Origin of the sequence: uncultured Algibacter sp. (genome assembly GCF_947487575.1) — a bacterium.
Taxonomy (GTDB): domain Bacteria; phylum Bacteroidota; class Bacteroidia; order Flavobacteriales; family Flavobacteriaceae; genus Algibacter_B.
This window is the reverse complement of sequence record NZ_CANKXG010000006.1, coordinates 13,956-38,765: the sequence shown is the minus strand read 5'-3', so window position 1 is coordinate 38,765 and position 24,810 is coordinate 13,956. Positions and strand designations below refer to the sequence as shown.

Annotated in this window: 25 protein-coding genes; 15 read left to right on the top strand and 10 right to left on the bottom strand. The window is 31.7% G+C overall.

The window, feature by feature from the left end; genetic code table 11:
- Positions 1-131: 131 nt before the first annotated feature.
- The 5 genes from Q0870_RS07685 to Q0870_RS07665 form a co-directional block, all read right to left on the bottom strand.
- Positions 132-986 carry a TPM domain-containing protein gene (locus Q0870_RS07685; protein ID WP_298554088.1) on the bottom strand — a complete coding sequence of 285 codons (855 nt, stop codon included), beginning with the start codon at positions 984-986 and terminating at the stop codon, positions 132-134.
- Between the two features lie 9 nt (positions 987-995).
- On the bottom strand, positions 996-1,436 hold the full coding sequence (locus Q0870_RS07680; protein WP_298554086.1) for a TPM domain-containing protein: 441 nt from the start codon (positions 1,434-1,436) through the stop codon (positions 996-998).
- Position 1,437: 1 nt separating this feature from the next.
- Positions 1,438-2,025, bottom strand: coding sequence for a LemA family protein (locus tag Q0870_RS07675; protein ID WP_298554083.1), 588 nt, complete (start codon positions 2,023-2,025; stop codon positions 1,438-1,440).
- Positions 2,026-2,113: 88 nt separating this feature from the next.
- On the bottom strand, positions 2,114-2,443 hold the full coding sequence (locus Q0870_RS07670; protein WP_298554080.1) for a MerR family transcriptional regulator: 330 nt from the start codon (positions 2,441-2,443) through the stop codon (positions 2,114-2,116).
- Positions 2,443-3,414, bottom strand: a complete 972-nt coding sequence (locus tag Q0870_RS07665) for a M23 family metallopeptidase (protein WP_298554077.1) — start codon at positions 3,412-3,414, stop codon at positions 2,443-2,445. The genes Q0870_RS07670 and Q0870_RS07665 overlap by 1 nt, the downstream gene beginning before the upstream one ends.
- 222 nt (positions 3,415-3,636) lie before the next feature.
- On the opposite strand from Q0870_RS07665, the gene alaS reads away from it, so the two are divergent.
- The 9 genes from alaS to Q0870_RS07620 all read left to right on the top strand — a co-directional run bounded on the left by alaS (position 3,637) and on the right by Q0870_RS07620 (position 15,787).
- A complete protein-coding gene (gene alaS / locus Q0870_RS07660) occupies positions 3,637-6,249 on the top strand; it encodes an alanine--tRNA ligase (RefSeq protein ID WP_298554074.1) in 2,613 nt (870 codons plus the stop codon).
- 3 nt (positions 6,250-6,252) lie between these two features.
- Positions 6,253-7,197 (top strand): GSCFA domain-containing protein, encoded by a 945-nt coding sequence (locus Q0870_RS07655; RefSeq protein WP_298554071.1) that lies wholly within the window; start codon positions 6,253-6,255, stop codon positions 7,195-7,197.
- 126 nt (positions 7,198-7,323) lie between these two features.
- Complete coding sequence (locus Q0870_RS07650; RefSeq protein ID WP_298554068.1) at positions 7,324-7,863, top strand: DUF6252 family protein; 540 nt, start codon at positions 7,324-7,326, stop codon at positions 7,861-7,863.
- Between the two features lie 69 nt (positions 7,864-7,932).
- On the top strand, positions 7,933-9,783 hold the full coding sequence (locus Q0870_RS07645) for a PQQ-binding-like beta-propeller repeat protein (RefSeq protein WP_298554065.1): 1,851 nt from the start codon (positions 7,933-7,935) through the stop codon (positions 9,781-9,783).
- A 366-nt stretch (positions 9,784-10,149) separates the two neighbouring features.
- Complete coding sequence (locus tag Q0870_RS07640; protein ID WP_298554061.1) at positions 10,150-10,299, top strand: hypothetical protein; 150 nt, start codon at positions 10,150-10,152, stop codon at positions 10,297-10,299.
- A gap of 10 nt (positions 10,300-10,309) precedes the next feature.
- Entirely contained in the window at positions 10,310-12,256 is a 1,947-nt protein-coding gene (locus Q0870_RS07635; RefSeq protein WP_298554059.1) for a sensor histidine kinase, read from the top strand.
- Between the two features lie 59 nt (positions 12,257-12,315).
- Entirely contained in the window at positions 12,316-14,268 is a 1,953-nt protein-coding gene (locus tag Q0870_RS07630; RefSeq protein ID WP_298554056.1) for a sensor histidine kinase, read from the top strand.
- 76 nt (positions 14,269-14,344) lie between these two features.
- Positions 14,345-14,995, top strand: a complete 651-nt coding sequence (locus Q0870_RS07625; RefSeq protein ID WP_298554053.1) for a response regulator transcription factor — start codon at positions 14,345-14,347, stop codon at positions 14,993-14,995.
- A gap of 177 nt (positions 14,996-15,172) precedes the next feature.
- Positions 15,173-15,787, top strand: coding sequence for a DUF4230 domain-containing protein (locus tag Q0870_RS07620; RefSeq protein ID WP_298554050.1), 615 nt, complete (start codon positions 15,173-15,175; stop codon positions 15,785-15,787).
- Here Q0870_RS07620 and Q0870_RS07615 read toward each other — a convergent pair.
- Positions 15,782-16,087 carry a rhodanese-like domain-containing protein gene (locus tag Q0870_RS07615; RefSeq protein ID WP_298554047.1) on the bottom strand — a complete coding sequence of 102 codons (306 nt, stop codon included), beginning with the start codon at positions 16,085-16,087 and terminating at the stop codon, positions 15,782-15,784. The two genes, Q0870_RS07620 and Q0870_RS07615, sit on opposite strands and share 6 nt — an antisense overlap.
- A 112-nt stretch (positions 16,088-16,199) precedes the next feature.
- On the opposite strand from Q0870_RS07615, the gene Q0870_RS07610 reads away from it, so the two are divergent.
- The gene (locus Q0870_RS07610) at positions 16,200-16,949 is read left to right on the top strand and encodes an enoyl-CoA hydratase/isomerase family protein (protein ID WP_298554044.1); all 750 of its coding nucleotides are present in this window, start codon (positions 16,200-16,202) and stop codon (positions 16,947-16,949) included.
- 34 nt (positions 16,950-16,983) lie between these two features.
- Here Q0870_RS07610 and Q0870_RS07605 read toward each other — a convergent pair whose 3' ends face one another.
- Positions 16,984-18,747 carry an aromatic amino acid hydroxylase gene (locus tag Q0870_RS07605; protein ID WP_298554041.1) on the bottom strand — a complete coding sequence of 588 codons (1,764 nt, stop codon included), beginning with the start codon at positions 18,745-18,747 and terminating at the stop codon, positions 16,984-16,986.
- A 163-nt stretch (positions 18,748-18,910) separates the two neighbouring features.
- Between Q0870_RS07605 and Q0870_RS07600 the strand changes: the two genes are divergently transcribed.
- On the top strand, positions 18,911-20,014 hold the full coding sequence (locus Q0870_RS07600) for a bestrophin family ion channel (RefSeq protein WP_298342311.1): 1,104 nt from the start codon (positions 18,911-18,913) through the stop codon (positions 20,012-20,014).
- 31 nt (positions 20,015-20,045) lie between these two features.
- Here the strand turns inward: Q0870_RS07600 and Q0870_RS07595 are convergent, their stop codons facing one another.
- Both Q0870_RS07595 and Q0870_RS07590 read right to left on the bottom strand, forming a co-directional pair.
- Entirely contained in the window at positions 20,046-20,594 is a 549-nt protein-coding gene (locus Q0870_RS07595) for a DUF4136 domain-containing protein (RefSeq protein ID WP_298554037.1), read from the bottom strand.
- Between the two features lie 125 nt (positions 20,595-20,719).
- Entirely contained in the window at positions 20,720-20,884 is a 165-nt protein-coding gene (locus tag Q0870_RS07590; protein WP_298554034.1) for a DUF5522 domain-containing protein, read from the bottom strand.
- Positions 20,885-20,933: 49 nt separating this feature from the next.
- Between Q0870_RS07590 and Q0870_RS07585 the strand changes: the two genes are divergently transcribed.
- Genes Q0870_RS07585 through hemL form a run of 4 tightly spaced genes read left to right on the top strand, consistent with a single transcriptional unit; the run spans position 20,934 to position 24,262 of the window.
- Positions 20,934-21,272, top strand: coding sequence for a hypothetical protein (locus Q0870_RS07585; protein ID WP_298554031.1), 339 nt, complete (start codon positions 20,934-20,936; stop codon positions 21,270-21,272).
- The gene (locus tag Q0870_RS07580; protein WP_298554028.1) at positions 21,262-22,173 is read left to right on the top strand and encodes a pyridoxal-phosphate dependent enzyme; all 912 of its coding nucleotides are present in this window, start codon (positions 21,262-21,264) and stop codon (positions 22,171-22,173) included. Before Q0870_RS07585 ends, Q0870_RS07580 begins: the two co-directional genes overlap by 11 nt.
- A gap of 4 nt (positions 22,174-22,177) precedes the next feature.
- Entirely contained in the window at positions 22,178-22,966 is a 789-nt protein-coding gene (locus Q0870_RS07575) for a glucosaminidase domain-containing protein (protein WP_298554025.1), read from the top strand.
- Between the two features lie 9 nt (positions 22,967-22,975).
- The gene (gene hemL / locus Q0870_RS07570) at positions 22,976-24,262 is read left to right on the top strand and encodes a glutamate-1-semialdehyde 2,1-aminomutase (protein ID WP_298554021.1); all 1,287 of its coding nucleotides are present in this window, start codon (positions 22,976-22,978) and stop codon (positions 24,260-24,262) included.
- A 77-nt stretch (positions 24,263-24,339) separates the two neighbouring features.
- On the opposite strand, the gene Q0870_RS07565 is transcribed toward hemL, so the two are convergent.
- Positions 24,340-24,810, bottom strand: coding sequence for a hypothetical protein (locus tag Q0870_RS07565; RefSeq protein WP_298554018.1), 471 nt, complete (start codon positions 24,808-24,810; stop codon positions 24,340-24,342).

Genomic DNA, 24,810 nt, shown 5'->3' with positions numbered 1-24,810 from the left:
GTGGGCTATACACTTCAATCCCTAACGCGGGCAAATCCATCAAAGTCTGTTTTGAAACTAATATTATATGCTGTCTAGTTTAGTGATATAAGTTCGATATAAGATTGTGTTATGTGCTGTAGATTAAACTACTACCACCCTCCTGAAGCACCGCCACCGCCGAAGCCACCGCCGCCAAATCCGCCACCGAACCCACCACCACCAGAAAATCCTCCACCGCCAGAGCTTCCGCCCCAGCCGCTTGAACCTCTACGGTAACTACCACGTCCCATATTACTTAAAATTATGGCTTCTAATAAGTCACTTCCTGAAGATCGGTTTCCGCGATTTCCATCGCCGCCTCCACGTCTATTTTTAGAAATTGAGATAAGGATAATTATAAATATGAAAATCAAAATAAAAATCAATCCTATAGGGAATTCACTTTGATTGGACTGACGTGTACCTTTGTATTCGCCATTCAAGACTTCAAAAATGGCATCAGTGCCTCTATTTAAGCCTCCAGGGTAATCATTTTGTTTAAAATAAGGGATAATGTCACGTTCTATAATACGTTTAGACATGGCATCTGTTAATAGATGTTCAACACCATATCCTGTATTTATAGCAATTCTTCTATCTCCTTTTGCTAATAGTATTAAAACACCATTATCTTCTTTGTCTTGACCAATACCCCATTTTTGCCCCCATTTAGCACCTAAATAATTAATATTTTCGCCATTAGTGGAGTTAATTATAGCAACAACAATTTGAGTTGAGGTTGTATCAGAATACTTAATTAATTTTCTTTCTAAACTACTTTTTTGAGAGGTAGAAAGTAAGCTTATATAGTCATATACAGCATCTGGATTTGCTTTTGTTGGTTTTTCAGGGATATCATATTGAGCAGAAGAAAAACTAATAGATAATACAGCGAATAGTAAACTAAGTATAGCTTTGTTTTTAAAGCTATACTGCAACTGCAAACTGAATACTGAATACTGCATACTGAAAAATTATCCTTTAGAAATTTCGTTTGTTAATTCGTTTGAATCAGAATCAGTGTAAGGGAAATATTTTTTAAGTTGTTCCCCAGATTTTAAAACACCTTCAATTAAACCTTGTTTAAAATCTCCTTTTTTGAAATATAATTGCATAATCTCTTTAGTACTGTCCCAAAACTCGTTTTCAACAACGTCATTTATACCTTTGTCACCATAAATCACAAAGGTTTTATCTTCAATAGCTAAATAAATTAATACCGCATTTTGAAGTTTGGTATTGTCCATTTTAAGCGTATGAAAAAGATCTAAAGCACGATTTGTAGCATTGCCTTCACATGTTTTTTCAATATGAACACGGATTTCTCCAGAAGTATTTAACTCTGCTACCCGAATAGCTTCAATAACGTCCTGTTCTTCATCAGGTGTTAAAAAGTCTTCAACTTTATTTGACATTTTAAAACTCTACTTTAGGAGCGTTTTCACTTCCTGGAGCGCTTTTAAAACGAGCCATTTCTTCAAAACCAAATAGGCTAGCTAATAACTTTCCTGGAAATTTTGTTGTGAATTTATCATAAATATTCACCTTTTCATTAAAACGATCTCTAGAGACTTTAATTCTATTTTCGGTACCTTCTAACTGAGATTGTAGTTCAAGAAAGCTTCTGTCAGCTTTCAATTCAGGATATTTTTCTACAGTTACTAATAATCTAGATAAAGCACCACTTAAGCCTTGTTGCGCTTTTTGGAATTGAGCCATTTTTTCTGGGGTTAAATCTCCAACATCAATAGTAGTTTTTGTAGCTTCAGATCGTGCTTTAATAACGCCTTCTAAAGTTTCTTTTTCATGAGCTGCGTAACCTTTTACTGTAGCAACTAGGTTTGGAATTAAATCTGCGCGACGCTGGTAGTCACTTTCAACATTAGACCAGGCTGTTTTAGCATCAGCTTCATACTCAACTGCAGTATTGTTAAATCCCTTTGCCCAAGAATAGATTCCTAATACAAGAATTGCTATAATAATTAATGGTAAAAATTTTTTCATGATAAAAATGGTTTAGTGAATTAATTTTGTTGTTGTTAGATAAGACACATGTTTTCTATAAAAGTTACTTATTTACTATAACAAATTTTTACAGATGTTGCTTTATTTTAATAAGCTGATTTTTTACATCCTCAAGCTTATTAATAATTTCAAAATTATTAAGAGCCTGTTTTTTTTCTTCTTTTAGATGTGTCTTGGCACCTTCAAGAGTAAAACCGCGTTCCTTAACTAGGTGGTAAATGAATTTAAGGTTTTTAACATCCTCAGGTGTAAACTTGCGATTGCCTTTAGCATTCTTCTTAGGTTTGAGTACATCAAACTCTTTTTCCCAGAAACGTATAAGAGAAGTGTTAACGCCAAAAGCCTTAGCTACTTCGCCTATACCATAATATCGTTTTTCAGGTAATTCTATATGCATTAATCGAGGGATTGGTTTTCTAAAGAAGCATGTTCTAGTAGTTTATTAAATTCTTCGGCAGTTAAACTTCCATAGTAAAAGTTTATAGGGTTTATACGATCTCCATCTTTAAATATTTCATAATGTAAATGTGGTGCTTCAGAGCGTCCTGTACTGCCTACAAAAGCAATTAAATCGCCTCGTTTTACTTTTTGATTTTTTCTAACGTTGTACTTGTATAAGTGGGCATATAAACTGGTGTACCCATAGCCGTGTTTAATTCGTATATGTTTTCCATAGCCAGAAGAGTTACTGTCTGCACGTTCTACAACACCATCTCCGCTTGCGTAAACTGGCGTTCCTCTCGGCGCTGTAAAATCCATACCCCAATGCATTTTTCTTACCTTAGTAAATGGGTCTGAACGCATACCATACCCAGAAGCCATTCGCGTTAAATTTTCATTACTAACAGGTTGTATTGCAGGAATTGCTTCTAAAAGTTTTTCTTTTTCTTCAGCAAGTATTTTAATTTCGTCTAGCGATTTAGATTGAACTACAATTTGCTTTTGTAAAATATCTAATCGTTTGTTACTTTCAATAATTAATTTAGAATTATCAAAACCTTCCAGATTTTTATACCTGTTAATTCCTCCAAATCCAGCCCTACGTTGTTCATCAGGAATGGGGTTTGCCTCAAAATAAACACGGTAAATATTATTATCTCTATCTGCAATGTTTTCTAAAACAGCTTCCGCATGTTCCATCTTTTTATTAAGCAACTCAAATTGTAATTGTGCATTTTGAAGTTCTCTTTTTAAAGCACGTTCTTTTGGAGATTCTATGTATTGACTGGCAATAAAAACAAAAATAAAAGCAAAAAAAGCAGCTGCTAAAATAAATATAGTAGCATATTTAAATGTAGTACGTTTTTTGCGCTCAATTTTTCGGTAAGAAAGCGATTCTTTATCGTAGTAATATTTTACCTTACTCATTCCTTAAATTATACTATTTTTGCAACTAATTTTAAACAGTATTACTACTGTTTCTAGTGTGTAAACGAACAAACCTACGAAATTATTTTTATAGTAATTAAACTAAAAACTTAATTCGAGGTTAATGAACTCCTTTATTTTAAATAATTTTGGAGAGTAAATATAAAAATTGTTTCCTATTAAAAAGAATTTAATAGAGACAAAGATGCTCAATAACAATAGATGAAATCACAAGACGTAAGATCAAAATTTTTAAGTTTTTTTCAAGAAAAGAAACATAGCATAGTGCCCTCTGCACCTATGGTTTTAAAAGACGACCCAACTTTAATGTTTGTTAATTCTGGGATGGCACCTTTTAAAGAGTATTTTTTAGGAAATGCGCAGCCAAAAAACAACCGTATTGCAGATTCTCAAAAATGCTTACGCGTGTCTGGGAAGCATAATGATTTGGAAGAGGTTGGTTATGATACATATCATCATACACTTTTTGAAATGCTTGGTAACTGGAGTTTTGGTGATTATTTTAAGAAAGAAGCTATTGCTTGGGCTTGGGAACTTCTAACTGAAGTTTACGGTATTGATAAAGATATTTTATACGTTACTGTTTTTGAAGGTGATGAAAAGGATGGTATTGGAATGGATAATGAGGCTTATGATATTTGGAAGCAATACATTTCTGAAGACCGTATTTTAAAAGGGAATAAAAAGGATAATTTTTGGGAAATGGGAGATCAAGGACCATGTGGACCTTGTAGCGAAATACATGTAGATATTCGTTCTGTGGAAGAAAAAGCAAAAATTTCTGGAAAAAATTTAGTAAACGAAGACCACCCACAAGTAGTGGAAATATGGAATTTAGTTTTCATGCAATACAACCGAAAAGCTAATGGTTCTCTTGAAAATTTACCAAATAAGCATATTGATACAGGAATGGGTTTTGAGCGTTTGTGTATGGTACTTCAAGGGGTGCAGTCAAATTATGATACCGATGTTTTTACACCGCTTATTAGAGAGATTGAAACGATTACGAATAAAAATTACGGTAAAAACGAAAAGGAAGATGTAGCTATTCGTGTTATTTCAGACCATGTTCGTGCTGTAGCCTTCTCAATAGCAGATGGACAGCTTCCAAGTAATACAGGAGCTGGTTATGTTATTAGAAGAATTTTGCGTCGTGCTGTACGATACGGATTTACATTTCTTGATAAAAAAGAACCTTTTATTTATAGGTTGGTTGATGTATTGAGTAATCGAATGGGAAAGGCGTTTCCAGAACTTAAAGCTCAAAAACAACTTATTGAAAATGTAATTAAAGAAGAAGAACAGTCGTTTTTAAGAACCTTAGATCAAGGTTTAGTATTACTAAATAAAATTGTTGACGAAACTCAAGGAACAACTGTTTCAGGCGAAAAAGCGTTTGAATTATATGATACTTATGGATTTCCAATAGATTTAACTGCGTTGATTCTATCTGAAAAAGGATTGAAGCTTGATGAAGAAGGCTTTAATATTGAGTTACAAAAACAAAAAAGTAGATCTCGTGCAGCAAGTGAAATGTCTACAGATGATTGGACAATTTTAGTTAATGATGCTGAAGAAGAATTTGTTGGTTATGACACCTTAGAGGCTAATGTAAAATTAACACGATACAGAAAAGTAACTTCAAAAAAAGAAGGCGACATGTATCAGTTAGTATTTAATTTAACACCGTTTTATCCAGAAGGAGGCGGACAAGTAGGCGATAAAGGCTACTTGGAAGATACGCATGGTGATGTGGTTTATATTTTAGATACTAAAAAGGAAAATAACGTTATTATCCATTTTGCTAAAAACTTACCTAAGCATATTAATGAATCTTTTAAAGCAGTCGTGGACTCTAAACAGCGACATAGAACAGAGTGTAATCATACAGCAACACATTTACTACACCAAGCTTTACGAGAAATTTTAGGAACGCATGTAGAGCAAAAAGGAAGTGCAGTACATTCAAAATATTTACGTTTCGATTTTTCACACTTTTCAAAATTAACTGTTGAAGAAATAAGAGACGTTGAGAATTTTGTAAACAGACGTATTGAAGGTAAATTGCCTTTAGAAGAAATGCGTAATGTTCCAAAAGAACAAGCAATTGCTGAAGGTGCGATGAGTTTATTTGGTGAAAAATATGGAGATACTGTTCGAGCAATTAGATTTGGAAAATCTATAGAACTTTGTGGAGGTACACACGTACAAAATACTTCTGATATATGGCATTTTAAAATAGTTTCTGAAGGAGCTGTTGCTGCTGGAATTAGAAGAATTGAAGCGATTACTAATGATGCTGTAAAAGATTTTTATTTTGAAAATAACCGCGCTTATTTTGAAATGAGAGATTTATTAAACAATGCCAAAGAACCAGTAAAAGCACTCCAGAATCTTCAAGAAGAAAATATAAATCTTAAAAAACAAATAGAAGGATTACTTAAGGATAAAGCTAAAAATATTAAAAGCGAACTTAAAAGTGAGTTGGAAAATATTAATGGTGTTCAATTTTTAGCTAAAAAGTTAGACTTGGATGCTGGAGGTTTAAAAGATGTTGCTTTTGAATTAGGAAGTCAATTTGATAACTTGTTTTTACTTTTAGCTTCAGAGCAAAAAGGTAAAGCATTATTATCATGTTATATTTCAAAAGAATTAGTTGCAACTAAAGATTTAAATGCAGGACAAGTAGTTAGAGAATTGGGGAAATACATCGAAGGAGGTGGTGGTGGACAACCATTTTTTGCTACTGCAGGCGGTAAGAACCTTGCAGGTATTGATGAGGCTTTAAATAACGCTAAGAACTATGTTTCTTAAGTTTTGAATCTTCAAACTAAAATATCACTTGGAAAACAATCTAATAACCTAATAGATTACGAGTCTAATATTCTATTGATAGGTTCTTGCTTTTCAGAAAACATTGGAGATAAATTAGAGTATTTCAAATTTCAAAGTGTTCAAAATCCTTTTGGGATATTATTTCATCCAAAAGCTATTCAGACTTTAATTGAAAATACAGTAAATCAAAAAGTATTTTCTGAAGATGATGTCTTTTTTCATAACGAGCAATGGCATTGTTTTGATGCACATTCAAAGTTAAGCAACACTTCAAAAGAAGAATTAATAAGACAACTTAACAATAGCATCAACGTCATAGCTTCGCAACTTAGTAAAACAACGCATATAATCATTACTTTAGGAACGGCTTGGGTTTATCATTTTAATAAGGCAAATAAAACAGTTGCAAACTGCCATAAAGTATCTCAAAAGGAATTTACCAAAAAACTACTTTCAGTTGAAGAAGTAACAGCATCTTTGGATAGCATTGTAGATTTAATTAGAAAAGTAAACTCTAAAGTTTCAATAATTTTCACAGTTTCTCCAATTCGCCATTTAAATGATGGATTTGTAGAAAACACGCAAAGTAAAGCACATTTAATTTCTGCTATTCATCAAGTTGTAAAGAATCAATCATTCTATTTTCCGTCTTATGAAATAATGATGGACGAACTTCGTGATTATCGTTTTTATAGCGAAGATATGATTCACCCAAATCAATTAGCCATCAATTATATCTGGAATACCTTTAAAAACGTTTGGGTTTCTGATGAATCTTCCAAAGTTATGGATGACGTTGATGCAATTCAAAAAGGGCTTCAGCATAAACCATTCAATCCGCAATCTCAATCTTACAAAGCATTTCTTCAAAATATAGAAGCAAAGACAAAAACGCTTCAATCACAATTTCCTTTCATTAAATTTTAGCGAAAAATTTTTTCATAAATCAAAAATTTTCCATCGTAAATTAAAATATACGTAATTCATCGTATTGATTTCCCTTGCTCATTGTTGCAGTTTTGTAATACTATTAATCAATAAAATAATTCAACAATGAGAAATTTAAAACAAATCATGCTGTTAGTAATGATAGGATCATTACTAACATTTACATCATGTTCATCAAGTGACGATGGCGGTAGTGACGGAAATGCTGCTTCAGGAACTCTAACGGCAAATATTGGAGGGGTATCTTTTCAATCCATGGAAATTTCGTCAAAAGCAACACTTGCCAGTGCAGGTGGTATTAACAATTTAATCATCATTGCGTCAAACAGCGACGGAAATGCCTTTGCAATTACTATTTCTGGGTATGCAGGTGAAGGAACTTACGATATTACTGGTGCTAGTTTAGGAAATGTTGTAGCTACTTATACTGAAACAGATGTTAATTTAAGTAATCCAACAGCATCTACAACAGAAATATGGCAAGCACCATATGACAATACAAAAGTGGGGTCTGTATCCATTTCTGAAGAAACAAATTCCAATGTAAAAGGCACTTTTAGTTTTATGTGCAAGAATGTAAATGGAGACAATTCTATAAAGGATGTAACTAGTGGTTCATTCAATCTGTCAAAACAAACCATTTAGGTTTTAAAAATTAGAGTTGTGTGACTTTCGCACGACTCTTTTGCTATTATTAACAAAACAAATTCAACAATGAAAAAATTAAAACAAATTAGTTTCCTATTAGTATGTATACTAATGGTTAGCGTAACACAGGCTCAAAAGGCAGAGACGCCTAATTTTACATATAATTTAGGTGGAAAAATAGATCAAATGACTCTAACGACTTCGGGCGTGATGTTAATTACACATGGTAAAGGGTTAGCAGGAATAAAACCTGGGCAAGATGGCTTAGTATTTAACTTTGACGATTATGGAAAAGTAAAGCAAGAAGAGATTTTTATTGTGCCTAACACGCCTTATGTTATGGTGGGTCAAGCTGGTTTTGGCGGAATTGCTGCCAAACAAAGCGTAATAGACGTAGTGTCTGGTAAGCGTTTGTTCGATACTAAAGCTAATGGCTGGAAAGCCGCTGGAAGGCCAACTTTAATTATGCCAGAGAACAAATTAATTGTGTCAGGGCAACGTACTGCAAAAGAAAAGTACACGCAAGCAGTAGGTATTTACGATATGGGAACTGGCAATGAAATAAAACTGTTTAAACTAAAAGGTTCTAATTCGCTTACCGGAAGGCCTAGTATAATAGATGGGGGTGTAATATTGCCAACTTATAAGGGTATTTATAGAATAGACATGAATACTGGAGCAGAAAATTGGGTAGTGGATTTGAAAAATGTGGCTTACATTATTCCTGACAATGATGGTAAATCTATGTATGCTGTTCAAGGTAAAGGTAAAAACCATATGATTCATAAAATAAGTGCTTCTGGGTCGCAAATGTGGGGTGAAGGCAAAAAATTGAAAGGTGTTGTTTCAAATTTTGAAGTAACTCCTAAAGGCTTGGCTATTGTAAGCGATGTTGCAGATTCTGGTAAAAAAGGTTTAGGAAAATTGGCTTCTGCCAAAGCGCAAAGTAATATTTCATTTTTGTCGTCGAGTACTGGTGAGGACTTATGGGAAAAAGCGCCAAAAACAAAAGGTTATGTTCAGCATTTTTATATAATGGATGATGGTATTTTATTTGGACTTGGTGAAGGTGGTATTAATAAGATTTCTTTTGATGGGAAGCCATTATTCAATAAGCCATTAAAAACGGGTGAAAACATTCATACCATGGCGCTAACTAAACAAGGTATGATTTATATAACAGATAGTGATGCCAATATTATAAATTTAAATACAGGTGAATCTATTTGGAGCAAACCAATAAAATACAAAAGAGCTAAGGCTGTTACAAGTGTTTATGATCAGAATAGGGGCAGATATTTAATAAGTACGGGTGAAGAGATGATTGCCATTAATGAAGAATCTGGAGATATTAGTACGTTAGCTACTTATGATTTTGAAGCTAAAGAAAATCCCAAAAGTTTTGAGATAAGGGATGAAGGACTTTTGCTGTCCTCAGATCAAAATGTTATGATGCTCGATTTTGATGGTTCAGAGAAATTTCATGAATATTATAGGGCGCCAGGCAAAAGTGCTTTTGCTATAGTAGCTTTAAGTGCGGTAGCATTGGCATCAACTGCAGCAATGGCGGATGCGAGCTTTCAAGCTGGGGCAAATAAAAACTATCTTGGGCAATACAATCAATACGGTGCTCAAAAACAAAGAGAAGCGGATGCGTATGCTGCCATAGCAACAGCATCTTTTAATGAAATGGCAAAACGGTTTAGAGCGACTTCCGCTACTGAAAATGCACAATTCACTTTAACTAAATTGGATGAAGGTGTGAGCTTAGTAAAAATAAACAAGGATTCAGGGAAAGTTGAAAAGGAAATTTTATTAAAAGATAAAAAGCCAATCTACGAAGTGGATGACTTTGGAGGTTACCTGTACTACTTAGCTAGCAATAATAGCATATATGCTTACGACCTTAAAAAATAAATCTTGTTGTTGAGATTTGTTTGATTGGGCGTGATAATCAGATTATTACGCTTAATCTTTTTTTATCACATTTGGTCGAAAATTTTAATGATGTATTACTTTTAATTGTAGATTTAAAATGCTATTAATCAGTTCATATCAAAAAGCACCAATGCTATTAATCAAAAAAATGATTGGTAATTGGTGTTTTTTTTGTAGACCATTTTATCATTTAAATAACACTAAAAATTATTTGTGATTATGGTTTTTGATTGGTTTGGTGTTATAATCTTTTTAATTGTATTTCTATTGCTTTTTTGTGTAGTAAAAGTATATTCAGATTCTCGTCTTATTAGAAAAAATACAGATAATAATTATATTTTCCTTATGGAAAAGTATAAATTAGAGCGAAAAATAAATCATTTAAATTCTCAAAAAAGTAAAATTGCCAATGGCTTTAATGATTCAATTTTAGATCGTTTATTTTTTATTACTAAAGAATTAATTTTATTTCAAAAGCTTATATTTGGTAAGTAACCATGCTTTTATGAAAAAAATAGTTCTCTCATTTTTATTTATTTCAATAAGTTATCATTGTATTTCTCAAAAAAACTTAAAAATAATTGATAGTTTAAAATTAGTAATTGAATCAAAACCTAACGACTCAATTAAAATTAAAACGTATAGTGATTTATGTTGGTATTACGGGAGAGTTTCAAATGATTCAGCTTTTCATTATGGGAATTTAGCACTCAAATTATCTCAAAAAACTAATAATTTGGTTGGAGAAGCTCAAGCCTATAATGATATAGGTATTATACATACTTATGAATCTAATTTTGATGAGTCAATAAAGCATTATCATAAGTCATTAAAAATTAGAAAAATTCTTAACGATTCTGTTGGTTTAGCTAGTTTGTATAATAAATTAGGAGTTTCATACTATAAGAAGTTCCAAATGGATTCTTGTTTAAAATATACTATAAAGGCGCTTAATATTTATAATGGTCTAAAAAGCCCTAGACATGTTTTTTTAATTAAAGGAAATATTGCTGCTTTATATGAAGAAATGAAGCAATATGATAAGGCCTTAAAAATACATTTTGAAACATTAGATTTATCCAAAGAGATTAATGATTCATTAGGTTTAGCAAATGTGTATTCTAATATCGGAAACACATATTTGTCTTTAAATGATACAATTAAAGGGTTTAGTTATTTTGAAAAGGCTATAAAAATTTCCAAATCTAACAACTACTATAGAACATTGTCAAATTTATACGCAAACTATGGATTGATGAAAGAGAGGCAAAAAAAGTATTCTGAAGCCTTAATTTTTTATAAAGAAGCCTATTTGTTAAGTGAAAAAATTGATGATGATTTTGGATTAACTAATGCTTTGCTAAATATTGGTAATATAAATACTATTAATAAAAATTATTTAGAAGCAAAAAGTAAATTGTATAAAGGGCTGGCTATTTCAAAAAAAATAAAAGATAAAAAACATGAACTTGAAGCATACAATTTATTACTCTATTATTATTCTAATAAATTAAATTCAGATAGTATTGTTCATTATCATAATCAATATATCAAGCTTAATGATTCAATATATGGTAACAGAGTTACAAAAGAAATAGCTGAGGTACAAGAACGATACAATACTGCAGAACGTGAAAAAGAAATTCTTACTCAACGTGCAGATATAGCAGAAAAAGAACTTAGTCTAAACAAGAAAAACACCCAGCTTATTGGTTTAGGCGTTTTAGCAATTGTTTTATCTGTATTAGGGTATTTGTTATACAATCAGCAAAAGCTTAAAAACCGTCAGCTTCAAAAAGAAAAGGAGCTTAGTGAAGCATTAATTAAAATTGAAACCCAAAACAGATTACAAGAACAACGCTTAAGAATTTCCAGAGATTTACATGATAATATTGGCGCGCAACTTACCTTTATTATTTCTTCTTTAGAGAATTTGCAATATGGTTTTAAAATTAAAAATGAAAAGCTTACTAATAAATTGTTAAGCATAAGTGGTTTTACAAAAGAAACTATTTATGAATTAAGGGATACTATTTGGGCTATGAATAAAAATGCTATTTCTTTGGAAGATTTGGAAACACGTATTTCAAATTTTATTGATAAAGCTGATATTTCTTCTTGTTCAATTCGGTTTGATTTAAATATTGATGAATCATTTTCTAAAGACATTGAATTTGCATCGGTAAAAGGTATGAATATATATAGAATAATTCAGGAGGCTATAAATAATGCCATTAAATATTCGGAAGCAAAAGCTGTGTCTGTTAATATGTCTGAGAATAATCAAGGCGTTAAAATTGAAATAAAAGACAATGGAAAAGGATTTAATCCTGAAAAAGTTAGCTCAGGAAACGGGCTAAACAATATAAAAAAAAGAGCGCATGATATTGATGGTGTGATTAGCATTACCTCTGTTGAAAATGAAGGAACATCGGTTGTTCTTCAACTGTAATCATTTTTTTGTTAAATTAACTCTGCTATAAATAAACAAAACTAATGCGATTGGTAATTATGATTATTAAGATTTTTTTTACGTTAGCACTTTTCTGTTCTACAACTACAATTGTTTTTTCTCAAAACCTCGATAGCTTATTGGTTGTGGCAAGACATACGAAAAATGATTCTGTTAAGGTTAGCTTGTATAACAAAGTTGGGTTTTACTCTATTTTTAACGATTTAAAAAACGCAAATCAGGTTTTAAAACAAGGAATCCAAATTGCTAAAAAAAAAAATGAATATATAGGATTGTCAGAACTTATAAATACATATGGTATTTATATGGATGTGTCTGGTAAATCTGATTCAGCTAAATATTATTTTAATAGAGCTTTACAATTAAGTAAAGAGCATCAAATTCCAACAACAGAGGTTAGGTGTCTAAATAATCTAGGTATGTTTAATTGGAATAGAGGGGAATTTAAAGAGGCTCAAGATTTCTTTTTTAAAGCTTTAAAAATGTATGAAGTTTTAAAGGATGAAAAATCAAGGGCGATTCCACTAAGTAATATTGGGTTAATCTATCAAGAATTGAATATGGTAGAAGAGGCTTTAGAATATCATTTACAGAGTCTTAAAATCCGAAAAACTTACAGCTTAAAAAAGGAACAAACAAATTCATATAATAATATAGGAATTTGTTTAAAAGAATTAAAGCGTTTTGATGAAGCTTTTGATGCCTATACTAAAGGCCTTGAAATAGGTTTGGAGTCTGGTAATTTATTACATTACTACAAAATATTAGAAAATATAGGAACATTGTATGATGAGTTAGGACAATATAATAAAGCCTTAGAATATTATAATAAATCATATGACGGTAGTGTTGAGTTAAAGTCTAATAGGAAAGGACAACTGATTGTACTTGCGAAAATTACGGGGGTTTATAATAAATTGAATAAACCAATTCAAGCACTTAAATATTCTAAAAAAGCAGAGAGTATTCTAATAGAAAACCCGCACTACAATAATTATTCTGATGATTTTTATGTTAATTCAGCTGAAAGCTATTTTAGGATTGGTAATGCATCCAAAGCTAGAGAACTCATTAATAGCTTTGTAAAAATGAAAGATTCTATGTTTTCGGATTCTAATGCTAATGGTTTGGCTAGCTTAGAAGTTAAGTATCAAACAGAAAAAAAAGAAAAGCAAATCCTTTCCCAGCGTGCAGATTTAGCCGAAAAAGAACTTAATTTAAACAAAAAAAACACGCAGCTTATAGGGTTGATTATTTTAGCGGTAGTTATTTCTCTTTTAGGCTATTTACTTTTTAAACAACAAAAATTAAAAAACAATCAACTTCAAAGAGAAAGTGAACTTAAGGAAGCATTAGTTAAAATAGAAACACAAAATAGGTTACAAGACCAGCGTTTAAGGATATCAAGAGATTTACATGATAATATTGGTGCGCAGCTTACTTTTATAATTTCTTCAATTGAAAATTTACAATACGGTTTAAAAATTAAAAATGAGAAGCTAATTAATAAGTTGTCTAGTATAAGTGATTTTTCTAGAGATACGATATATGAACTCAGGGATACTATTTGGGCAATGAATAAAAATGCTATTTCTTTAAAAGATTTGCAAACACGTATTTCAAATTTTATTGATAAAGCTGATATTTCTTCAAGTTCAATTCAGTTTGATTTTAATATTAATCAATCACTTTCTAAGGATATAGAATTTACATCAGTTATAGGTATGAATGTGTATAGAATTATCCAGGAAGCTTTAAATAACGCTATAAAATATTCAGATGCTAAAAATATTTCGGTTAATATTTTAAAAGAAAACAAAAGCGTTAAAATTGAAATAAAAGACAATGGTAAAGGATTTAAGGAAAGCGAAACTGAAGAAGGAAATGGGCTAAACAATATACGGAAAAGAGCCCAAGATATGAGTGCTAATCTCAATATAGAGAGTGATATAAATACAGGGACTAATGTGGCTTTAATTTTGCCAATATAAAGTGAAATATACGACCAATTGCGTATATGATTGTTTCTAATTAAAGAGTGCCTTTTTCGTCCATAAATAAAATTATATGATTGTTAAAATTGCCATTGCAGATGATAATTCTTTTCTAATTAAAACTGTTAAAGAAAAACTATCCTTTTTTGAAAATTTAAAAGTGAAATTTACAACCTTGAATGGCTCAGATTTATTAAAAAAGCTTCAAGACAATCATAATATCGATATTATTTTAATGGATATAGAAATGCCAGTTCTAAACGGCATAGAAACCACCGAAATAGTAAAACAAAAGTATCCACACATAAAAATTATAATGCTTACTGTTTTTGATAATGATGAAAATATTTTTAATGCTATAAAAGCTGGAGCAGATGGTTATTTGTTGAAAGAAGTAAATGCAAAAAACTTGCATGATGGTATTGTTGATACTTTAAATGGTGGTGCTGCAATGAATCCATCCATTGCGCTAAAAACCTTAAAATTGCTTAGAAACCCATTAGAAATAGATAACACTCAAGAGCAAGAAAAGATTAAACTTACCCCAAGAGAGGTTGAGGTTTTAGAACACCTTAGCAAAGGCTTAAGTTATAATGCTATAGCAGACAACCTTATTTTATCTTTAGGAACTATAAGAAAACATATTGAAAATATTTATAAAAAACTTCAAGTACATAATAAACTAGAAGCAGTGCAAAAAGCAAAAAAGAATAACTTAATTTAAACTAGGTTTAACTTTGAGGTAACATAATAAATTATAAAGCTTATATATTTGTAGTGTTAGTTTAGTTGATTAATTACATTGGTTTGGACTTCTTATGTCGAAGGAAACTGATGTTTTTTTTGCTCTAAATTTAAGTTGTAAATGCACAGATTTCTCAAATTATGTCTAAATTAGTGCATGCGAAAAATTCTATTCGGAGTTATAATTACTCTAATTGTACTCTTTACTTTTAAATATTGTGGTGATAAACGCGAAGACAAAATTGTACTTCAAGAAAATTCAGCCCTAATACAGCAACAAATTAATAATGTTGGAAAGCTTATAGTTACCGAAGGGCATTTTAGCGAAGTTTTTAATTATAAAAACTCAAAAGATATTTTTGGCGATTTACTGTCTGTTGAAAAGAAAGCTCTGGTAGTTGTAAATGCAGAAGTTACTATTGCTTATGATTTAAGTAAAATTGAATTTGAAGTTGATGAAGCAAATAAAACACTTACTATTTTAAGTATTCCTGAGGAAGAAATAAAAATTAATCCAGATTTAGAGTATTATGATGTTCAAGCAGATTATTTAAATCCGTTTGAGGCTAAAGATTATAATGATATTAAAAATACAATCAACAAATCTCTATCAAATAAAATTGATAAATCAGATTTAAAAGCAAATGCCAAAAACAGATTAATTAGTGAACTTTCAAAGTTTTATATTCTAACAAACTCTTTAGGTTGGACCTTAAAATATAACGAAAATTCAGTTCAATCCTTTAAAGATTTTCAAAACCTTAAATTATAGTTTACTTTTTAAACTCATCCAACCGCCCCCATTAATAGCTTCAATGCCATTGTTTTTTAAAATAACACTAGCGCTTCCAGAGCGCATTCCGCTTGCGCAACAGGTAATTACAGGTTTGTTGTATTTTTTTATCTCTTCAATTTTTGATTTGATTGTTTGCAAAGGAATGTTTTTTGAACCAGAGATAGCACCTTGATTATATTCTTTAATTGTTCTTACATCTATAATAATTGCGCCTTTAGAATGTAAATCTTTTATTTTGTTTTTTTTATTGCCGAATAGAAAATCGAATAAACCCATAATTTAAATTTTATGACAAATTACTTTAATTTTTTTTAATGTATTGGTAACAAATGTTGCATTAAAGCACATTAAAATTTTATGTATATTCAACTTTTAAAAATAGAGTATTATGGAAGCCTATGTTGCACTTACAATTGAAAATGAAGTTGGTTTTATCGAGTTTTATCATCCCAATAGAAATTCAATGCCTAGTGATGTTTTATCAAAACTAGAAGGCACAATTATTAAAGCTGGTAAAAATGACGAGATAAAAGTTATTGTGCTAAAAAGTGGAGGCGATAGAACGTTTTGTGCAGGAGCTAGTTTTAATGAAGTTATTGCAATTAATAATGAAGCATCTGGAAAAAAATTCTTTTTGGGTTTCGCGAATGTAATTAACGCCATGCGTAAATGCCCTAAATTGATTATAGGAAGAATACAAGGAAAAACAGTAGGTGGTGGTGTTGGTTTGGCTGCTGCTACAGATTATTGTTTGGCTACTCAATACGCCTCTATTCGATTAAGTGAATTAAGTATTGGTATTGGACCTTTTGTTATTGAGCCTGCAGTATCTAGAAAAATAGGCGTAACAGCTATGTCTCAAATGACAATTGATGCAGAAACTTTTTTCTCGCCAAAATTTGCATTAGATAAAGGTTTATATGCTGATGTTTTTGAAACCACTGAAGTATTAGATGATGCAGTTAAAACTTTAGCAGAAAAGTTAGCTGCATATAACCCAGAAGCATTAAGCGAAATGAAAAAAGTATTTTGGAAAGGCACTGAGCATTGGGATGATTTATTATCTGAACGTGCTGAAATGAGTGGAAGACTTGTTTTAAGTGAGTTTACAAAACACACATTAAAGCGGTTTAGGTAAGGTTTTATTTGTTATTTTAAGCTTGTTTTAAAATTTAATGATTATTAATTTTATCATTCCTCGCAATCCTCAACCCATCATCAATCAAATGTCCAACTTGAGGTTTGTTTTGTTTGATTGACTCTAGGTGGTTCATGATTTTTTCGCATAATTCTCTTTCATTTCCAATTTGGGCTAGTTCATAAAGTTCAACAGGTAACAACCAATCATTAGGATGCTCATCTATAAGTTGCTCTAAAACTTTCGTTCTTGATATGGTTTTGTTTGTGCCTTCTCGATAATCTCTAACTTGTTGGTATAATACTTCAAGAGCTAATTGTTCTTTAGGTTTTTCAATATGAATGGTATTTGAAGAAGTTTTGTGTGTTATTAAATCAAAACTACTCAAATCAGCAGGTCCAGAAAAGGCAGAAACAATATCTTTTCCAACAGCCATATCATAATTACCCCATTCAGGTTTAAATAATATAGTTTCGTTGTGTGTAACGACACAGTTTTTAAAACTGATAAGTATAATTTTACCTTGAAGGTTTCGTTTTCCAGTAATAATTTCTCCAGAAACCTTAATGCCACCTTCAAATTCTAAGTTTACAATGCGTTCTTCGTAAATATTATAAGCAGCTAAATCTCGCGGACTCATATCTTCAATAGCAAGGTTAATCCCTTTTAATTTTCCGATAGGAGAACCAAAACCCTCTAGATGTGAATGTGTACCATGGCCAACAAGTTCTTTTTCGCGATAAGCTAAAGCAGTTTTTCCAATAGTTTGAATATAAATGGGTTTGCCTTCGTGTTCAATAGTATGATTAAAAACTCCTGAAATTTGAAGTCCTGTACTCAGTTCGATTGTTCCTAATGCGTTTGATTTTATTAGCTTATTAACTCCAGAAAGACCGCCTCTACGGAGTGCCATAGTGTTTGCATATTCCTCCAATATCAAACTTAAATTTGCAAAATCTGGTGTTACGTATAGTTGTGGTTGAGGTTTGGTGATATCAAAATCTTTATACGTAGCATTAATATTATAAGGTAGTTTTATAACTTCGTTGGTCATGCACCAAGCACTTTCACCTATTGATGAAAGCAGACCTGCTCCATATATTTTTGGGTTTTCAAGGCTTCCAATTAAGCCATACTCTACGGTCCACCAATGTAAGTTTCTAATGAGTGCCATTTCACTGGGTTCCCCCATATTTTTTTGTAAAGCGTCTACTTTAGCTTCCGCGGAAGCGATATCATCTTCTTTGGAAGTTGGAGCTTCTTTTATTATGGATAAATGCCTTACGGCTTCATATAATTCATAATCTTTTGCTGATGAAATCGCTTTGCTTCCAATTTCTCCAAAACGCCTTAAGTACTCAGCATACTCAGGGTTTGCGATAATAGGAGCATGTCCTGCACCCTCATGAATAATATCTGGTGCAGGGGTGTATTCAATATGTTCTAATTGTCGGATATCGCTAGCTATAACTAAAACATTGTAAGCTTGAAATTCCATAAAGGCATTTGGAGGAATAAATCCATCAACAGCAACAGCAGCCCAACCTATATCTTTTAAAATACGGTTCATGCCATACATATTTGGAATACTATCAATTGAAATACCTGTTTGTTTTAAGCCTTTTAAGTAAGAATGATGAGCAACAGTGCTTAGGAAATCTACATTTTTTCGCATAACATATCGCCATACCGCTTGATTAATAGCAGAATAATCCTCATAATTTTGAGGTTTTATAAACTGTTTCAAATGCTTTGGTAGCTTTTGAAGAATTTCGTTAGATTCAAATAATTTCGACATCGTTAATTTTTACATGTAAATCCTTTATAAAAATACGAATTATTCACTATATATCGTTAAATTTAGGTTTTCTTTCAATATTAGAATCTATTAGTTTATTCTGTTTAAGAAAACCTTAAAGATTTCCATATATTTAGAACACCTAATTTTTTAATCAAACTTCATGTATACTAGACGAATATTTCCTGTAAGAGGTGTTTTAAAATGGACGCGCAGACATATTTTTTTGTTTTTATTAATTGCGCTAATTCCAGTTGTATTATTTGATGTTGTTGGCCTAAAGTGGTTGCATGTGCCATGGTTACCATTAGGTGTTTTAGGTACCGCTGTGGCATTTATTGTAAGTTTTAAAAATAATGCGTCTTATGATAGGTTATGGGAAGCTCGAAAAATTTGGGGCGGTATTGTTAACGCTTCTCGTTCTTGGACAATTATGGTTAAGGATTTTATTGATAATACACATGCAAAGAAGAAAAGAACAGACACGGAATTACAAGCTATAAAACGTAAATTGGTGCATAGGCATGTAGCTTGGTTAACAGCTCTAAGGTATCAATTAAGGCAAGATAAGCCATGGGAGATGCATTTAAAGCAAGGAAAACAAAATGCAGAATTTAGAAGCAATCATTTTAGAGTATGTGAAGATGAAATTATAGTGGAAGATGCCATTAAAGACTATCTTTCTGAAGATGAATTCAAAGAAATATTTGCAAAAGGAAATCAAGCCTCTCAAATTTTAGGAATTCAGTCAAGACATCTAAAAACACTTATGAATGAAGGTTTAATTGAAGATTTTAGGCACATGGAAATGGCAAATATGCTTGTTGAATTTTATACCTTACAAGGAAAGAGTGAGCGCATTAAAAATTTTCCATACCCAAGGCAGTTTGCTACTTTAAATTATCTTTTTGTATGGATATTTATTATTCTATTGCCGTTTGGAATTATGGAGGGTTTTGAATCTATTGGCGACCATATTCTAGAAGATTTAGCAAACCATCAATCTCATACTTCTCTAGGGCATTTAATACAAGAGTTTATAGCAAAGCATTTTGTGTGGTTTTCTATACCCTTTAGTGCATTAATTTCTTGGGTGTTTCATACCATGGAAGCTATTGGAGAAAATACAGAGAACCCTTTTGAAGGCGGACCAAATGATATTCCTATTACAGATATGAGTAGAGGTATAGAAATTGATATCAGACAACTTATAGATGATACCGATATCCCTGAACCTTATAAATGGGAGAATGATATTGTGATGTAATAAAAAAGCAACTCATTGAGTTGCCTTTTTTTTATTGTTCAGATCCTGGAGGATATTTCTCCATGATTTTGGTAACAAATTCTTTTATTCGGGCTTCTTTCTTATCCATATTTCTGCTTAAATAGCCTGTGCCCATACCTTGCCACACTAATTCTTTTTTATCTGCATCGATAAGGTCTATGTATAGGTGCCCCTGAGTACTCGTTGAAACGCTAGGCTGATTCCAACCCCAGCCCCAACCAGGACCAAAGCCTCCCCAACCCCAGCCATTCATGCCCCAGGAATTGTTGTAAACATCAACGCGTTGTTGAGATTTGGTAAACAGGCTTACTAATAAATCTGGTTTTTCAGATTTTGTAAAACCTTTAGCTAAAAGTTCGGCTTCAATGGCTCTTAAAATTCTGCGCTTATCTAAATCGCTAATTTCAGCTTTATCTATTCCTGTTTTAAAAAAAGCAAAGGTTTTGTAATCGTTAAAAGTTGCCTCTCTGTCGTAGTCTGCAGCTACTCTAATGGAGCTACAAGACGATACCACTATAAACAATGCTAAAAGTGGTAATGTTTTAATAATTTTTTTCATAATACAATTTTTTAGGTTGCTATAGCTGTATAAAAAGTATATTCTTAGCAGCTTTTTTTTAATAACTTAGTGTGTAAATATTATCAATAATCATACCAAGATACTTGTGTTTTTACAGGGTATAGTTACTTTTTTATAGAGTTAGTCGCTTTGTCATAACCATAAGGGCAATGCCTACAACCACTTTGGCAGCAATAGCCACGCTTTAAATGGTATTGTTTGGTAAAACAACGATAACCTTCAGGGGTTAGGTAGTAATCGCCTTCTTCAATGAGGATTATTTTTTTCATTAATAACAAATATAATGTAAATTGGGTTGATTTTTGAAATACTATAAATATGATTTTTATTTCGAAATATTTAGTACCTAAAGGCTATACCGGAATGACTATATTCCCCTTTGTGTTTTTGAAAACCAAGCAATTAAAAGAGAATAAAGTTTTAATTAATCATGAAAAAATTCATTTAAAACAGCAGTTAGAACTTTTGGTTATTCCTTTTTATGTGTTCTATGTGATAGAGTTTTTAATACGATTAGTAAAATACAGAAATTGGCAAAAGGCTTATAGAAATATTTCATTTGAAAGAGAAGCCTATTGCAATCAGGCAAATTTAGAATACCTTCAAAACCGTTTAATTTGGAGTTTTTTGAAGTATCTTAGCGCTAATGAAATTTGAGTTTGAAAATACAGTAAATGAGCGAGTAAACCTTCCTAATGCAAAGGGTGTTGAACTGTATTTAAAGCGTGAAGATAAACTTCATTCCTTTGTTTCAGGAAATAAATACAGAAAACTTAAATATAATCTTTTAAAAGCCGAAAAAACAAGTTTTAAAACCCTGTTGACTTTTGGAGGTGCATTTTCAAATCATATTGCTGCGGTAGCTTCTGCTGGGAATATAATCGGATTTAATACTATTGGAATTATTAGAGGTGATGAACTGCAAAATAAAATAGAAAATAATCCAACCTTAAGCTTTGCAAAAGAAAATGGTATGCAATTTAAATTTGTGTCTCGTGAAGTTTATAGAAATAAAACTTCTGAAATTTTTTTAAAATCTTTAGAAGATGAGTTTGGTGAATTTTACCTAATTCCAGAAGGTGGAACAAACGCATTAGCTGTTAAAGGTTGCGAAGAAATTTTAAATAAAGATGATGAAGCCTTTGATTATATCTGTTGTTCGGTAGGTACGGGAGGTACAATTTCTGGACTTATAAATTGTTCAAAACCCAGTCAACAAGTTTTAGGTTTTCCTGCCCTAAAAGGAGATTTTTTAAAGGAAGATATTAGTAAATTTGTAACGCAAACCAATTGGAAATTAATTACCGACTACCATTTTGGTGGTTACGCTAAAATAAATGAAGAATTAGTGGCGTTTATCAATCGGTTTAAGATAAATCAAGGAGTGCCGTTAGATCCTGTTTATACAGGTAAAACGCTGTTTGGAATTTTTGATTTAATTAAAAATGGTTATTTTCCTGAAGGTTCAAAACTATTAACCATTCATACTGGTGGTTTACAAGGCATTGATGGGATGAATGTGGTTTTAAAAAAGAAAAATTTACCAGTAATTATTTAGATTGATGAATAGAATAATTGTAATCTTATGTTTTAGTTGTGTCCTTTTTAGCTGTAAATCTAAAAAAGGCATTGTCACGAGAAAGGCTGGTAATACTACGAAGCAAGTAGATAAACAAAAAGAAACTGCCGATTCCGCAACTAAAGTTTATGCTAATAATACAGAGCGTTATATTGATGTTCATAAAACTACGGCACAACAAGAAATGAGTCTATACGATATACCTGCAAGTATCACTTTGGCTCAAGGTATTTTAGAATCTGGTTCAGGAAAGGGTAGATTATCTGTTGAGGCTAATAATCATTTTGGAATAAAATGTCATGGTTGGACGGGTAAAAAAATCTATCATGATGATGATAAAAAACAAGAATGTTTCAGAAAATATAAAGATGCTAAGTATTCATTTAGAGATCATTCTTTATTTTTAAGTGAAAGAAAGCGTTACTCAAAACTTTTCAAGTTAAAAAAAGAAGACTATAAAGGTTGGGCAAAAGGTTTGAAAGCAGCTGGATATGCTACCGATAAAAAATACCCACAAAAGCTTATTAGTTTAATTGAGCGTTATAAGTTGTATGAGTTTGATAAAGAAGTTATGGGTGATACTTATGTTAAATATAAAAGCCCCGTGGTTAATGAGGCAGAGACTTGTACAGTTGTTAAGGGTGATACTTTGTATTCTATTTCCAAACGCTATAATATTTCAGTAGAAAAACTTCAAAATATAAATGGTTTACGTGATTCAGCTTTAAGTATTGGGCAAGTATTAGTTGTAAAACCATCATCAAAAAATTAATAAGAATTCATGATTTATAAGAGAAGCAGTGCGTTGTTCGCAGAAGCAGAAAAAGTAATTCCAGGAGGTGTAAACTCTCCGGTTAGGGCGTTTAAAGGAGTTGGTGGAACACCTATTTTTGTAAAAGAGGCAAAAGGAGCGTATTTGTATGATGAAGATGGAAATCGATTAGTTGATTACATAAATTCTTGGGGGCCTATGATTTTAGGTCATGCTCACGAACCTGTTGTGAATGCGGTTGTTGAAAAAGCGAAAAAAGGAACCTCGTTTGGAATGCCAACCGAAATTGAAACGAAAATTGCAGAATTAGCAGTTTCTATGGTGCCTAATGTTGATAAAATTCGTTTTGTGAATTCTGGTACTGAAGCTTGTATGAGTGCGGTGCGTTTAGCAAGAGGTTTTACAGGGAAAGATAAAATTATCAAGTTTGCAGGGTGTTATCACGGGCATTCAGATTCGTTTTTAATTCAGGCAGGAAGTGGTGCAAGCACATTTGGAACACCTAATAGTCCGGGTGTTACACAAGGAACTGCTAAGGATACATTGCTGGCTAGATATAATGATATTGATAATGTATCTGAGCTTATAAATTCTAATAAGAATGAAATAGCCTGTATTATCATTGAGCCTGTTGCTGGAAATATGGGGTGTATTCCGCCTAAAGAAGGCTTTTTGCAAGCATTAAGAGATTTATGTGATGCCAATGATATATTATTAGTTTTTGATGAGGTGATGACGGGATTTCGTTTAGCTAAAGGTGGTGTACAAGAATTGTTTGGAATACAAGCTGATATTGTATGTTTTGGTAAAGTGATTGGTGGTGGGTTGCCAGTTGGTGCCTTTGCTGCTAGAAATGAGATTATGAATCATTTAGCGCCCTTAGGGCCTGTATACCAAGCAGGGACTTTAAGCGGAAATCCGTTAGCTATGGCTGCTGGACTAGCAATGCTTACCGAATTAAATACGGATACTCAAGTGTTTAATAGACTTGAGGAAAAAACAGCCTATTTGCACGAAGGTATCTCCAAGGTTTTGATTGATAATAATATTACGCATACTATTAATAGAGTAGGTTCTATGATTTCTGTGCATTTTGATGAAGCAGATGTTATTGACTTTGATACAGCTGCAAAAGGCAATAATGATACATTTAAAAAATTCTTTCACGGTATGCTAAATGAAGGGGTATATATTGCACCTAGCGCTTTTGAAACTTGGTTTTTAACAGATGCATTAAGTTATGAGGATTTAGATTTTACGATTACTGCTGTGAATACGGTTGCGAAAACACTATAAATAAAAAACGCATCCCAATTATTGGGATGCGTTTTTCATCAACTAAACTATAATCAAATTAACCAACAAAAATTTTTCTAATATTTTTTGTTAGCACCTTTTTTTTTGGCTTTAATTTTCTCTTTTCCTTTTTTTGCTTTTCGTATTTGTGCCTTTTCCCATTTAGCATATTGCTCATCATTTAAAATGGTTTTCATTTTAGCTTTCATAGCAATTTTGTAATCTAATCTGGCATTTTCCATTTTTAAACGTTGCTCTGGCGTTGGCCTTTTAGCATCGCCATTTTCTTTTTTGGCTTTACGTTTTGCCATCATTTCTTTTCTTTTTGTGGCATTTTCTAAATTTATTTTCTGAATCTTAGCTTGTTGAGATTCGTTTAAATCTAAAAACAAAGTCATTTTCTTTGTTTTTAGAGTGGCAATATCTTCAGCAGGAAGATTCATCATTTTTTCTGCTCTTTCAGGTTTGTTTTGTTTTTCTTTTTTCCCTTCTTGTGCTATAGCTTGTAAGCTTACAAGTGCTAATGCGATAATTATTAGTTTTTTCAT

Coding starts and splice junctions, on each gene's coding strand:
- Q0870_RS07685 (WP_298554088.1), bottom strand. CDS start 986: ATGCAGTATTCAGTATTCAGTTTGCAGTTGCAGTATAGCTTTAAAAAC.
- Q0870_RS07680 (WP_298554086.1), bottom strand. CDS start 1,436: ATGTCAAATAAAGTTGAAGACTTTTTAACACCTGATGAAGAACAGGAC.
- Q0870_RS07675 (WP_298554083.1), bottom strand. CDS start 2,025: ATGAAAAAATTTTTACCATTAATTATTATAGCAATTCTTGTATTAGGA.
- Q0870_RS07670 (WP_298554080.1), bottom strand. CDS start 2,443: ATGCATATAGAATTACCTGAAAAACGATATTATGGTATAGGCGAAGTA.
- Q0870_RS07665 (WP_298554077.1), bottom strand. CDS start 3,414: ATGAGTAAGGTAAAATATTACTACGATAAAGAATCGCTTTCTTACCGA.
- alaS (WP_298554074.1), top strand. CDS start 3,637: ATGAAATCACAAGACGTAAGATCAAAATTTTTAAGTTTTTTTCAAGAA.
- Q0870_RS07650 (WP_298554068.1), top strand. CDS start 7,324: ATGAGAAATTTAAAACAAATCATGCTGTTAGTAATGATAGGATCATTA.
- Q0870_RS07645 (WP_298554065.1), top strand. CDS start 7,933: ATGAAAAAATTAAAACAAATTAGTTTCCTATTAGTATGTATACTAATG.
- Q0870_RS07640 (WP_298554061.1), top strand. CDS start 10,150: ATGGAAAAGTATAAATTAGAGCGAAAAATAAATCATTTAAATTCTCAA.
- Q0870_RS07635 (WP_298554059.1), top strand. CDS start 10,310: ATGAAAAAAATAGTTCTCTCATTTTTATTTATTTCAATAAGTTATCAT.
- Q0870_RS07630 (WP_298554056.1), top strand. CDS start 12,316: ATGATTATTAAGATTTTTTTTACGTTAGCACTTTTCTGTTCTACAACT.
- Q0870_RS07625 (WP_298554053.1), top strand. CDS start 14,345: ATGATTGTTAAAATTGCCATTGCAGATGATAATTCTTTTCTAATTAAA.
- Q0870_RS07620 (WP_298554050.1), top strand. CDS start 15,173: ATGCGAAAAATTCTATTCGGAGTTATAATTACTCTAATTGTACTCTTT.
- Q0870_RS07615 (WP_298554047.1), bottom strand. CDS start 16,087: ATGGGTTTATTCGATTTTCTATTCGGCAATAAAAAAAACAAAATAAAA.
- Q0870_RS07610 (WP_298554044.1), top strand. CDS start 16,200: ATGGAAGCCTATGTTGCACTTACAATTGAAAATGAAGTTGGTTTTATC.
- Q0870_RS07605 (WP_298554041.1), bottom strand. CDS start 18,747: ATGTCGAAATTATTTGAATCTAACGAAATTCTTCAAAAGCTACCAAAG.
- Q0870_RS07600 (WP_298342311.1), top strand. CDS start 18,911: ATGTATACTAGACGAATATTTCCTGTAAGAGGTGTTTTAAAATGGACG.
- Q0870_RS07595 (WP_298554037.1), bottom strand. CDS start 20,594: ATGAAAAAAATTATTAAAACATTACCACTTTTAGCATTGTTTATAGTG.
- Q0870_RS07590 (WP_298554034.1), bottom strand. CDS start 20,884: ATGAAAAAAATAATCCTCATTGAAGAAGGCGATTACTACCTAACCCCT.
- Q0870_RS07585 (WP_298554031.1), top strand. CDS start 20,934: ATGATTTTTATTTCGAAATATTTAGTACCTAAAGGCTATACCGGAATG.
- Q0870_RS07580 (WP_298554028.1), top strand. CDS start 21,262: ATGAAATTTGAGTTTGAAAATACAGTAAATGAGCGAGTAAACCTTCCT.
- Q0870_RS07575 (WP_298554025.1), top strand. CDS start 22,178: ATGAATAGAATAATTGTAATCTTATGTTTTAGTTGTGTCCTTTTTAGC.
- hemL (WP_298554021.1), top strand. CDS start 22,976: ATGATTTATAAGAGAAGCAGTGCGTTGTTCGCAGAAGCAGAAAAAGTA.
- Q0870_RS07565 (WP_298554018.1), bottom strand. CDS start 24,810: ATGAAAAAACTAATAATTATCGCATTAGCACTTGTAAGCTTACAAGCT.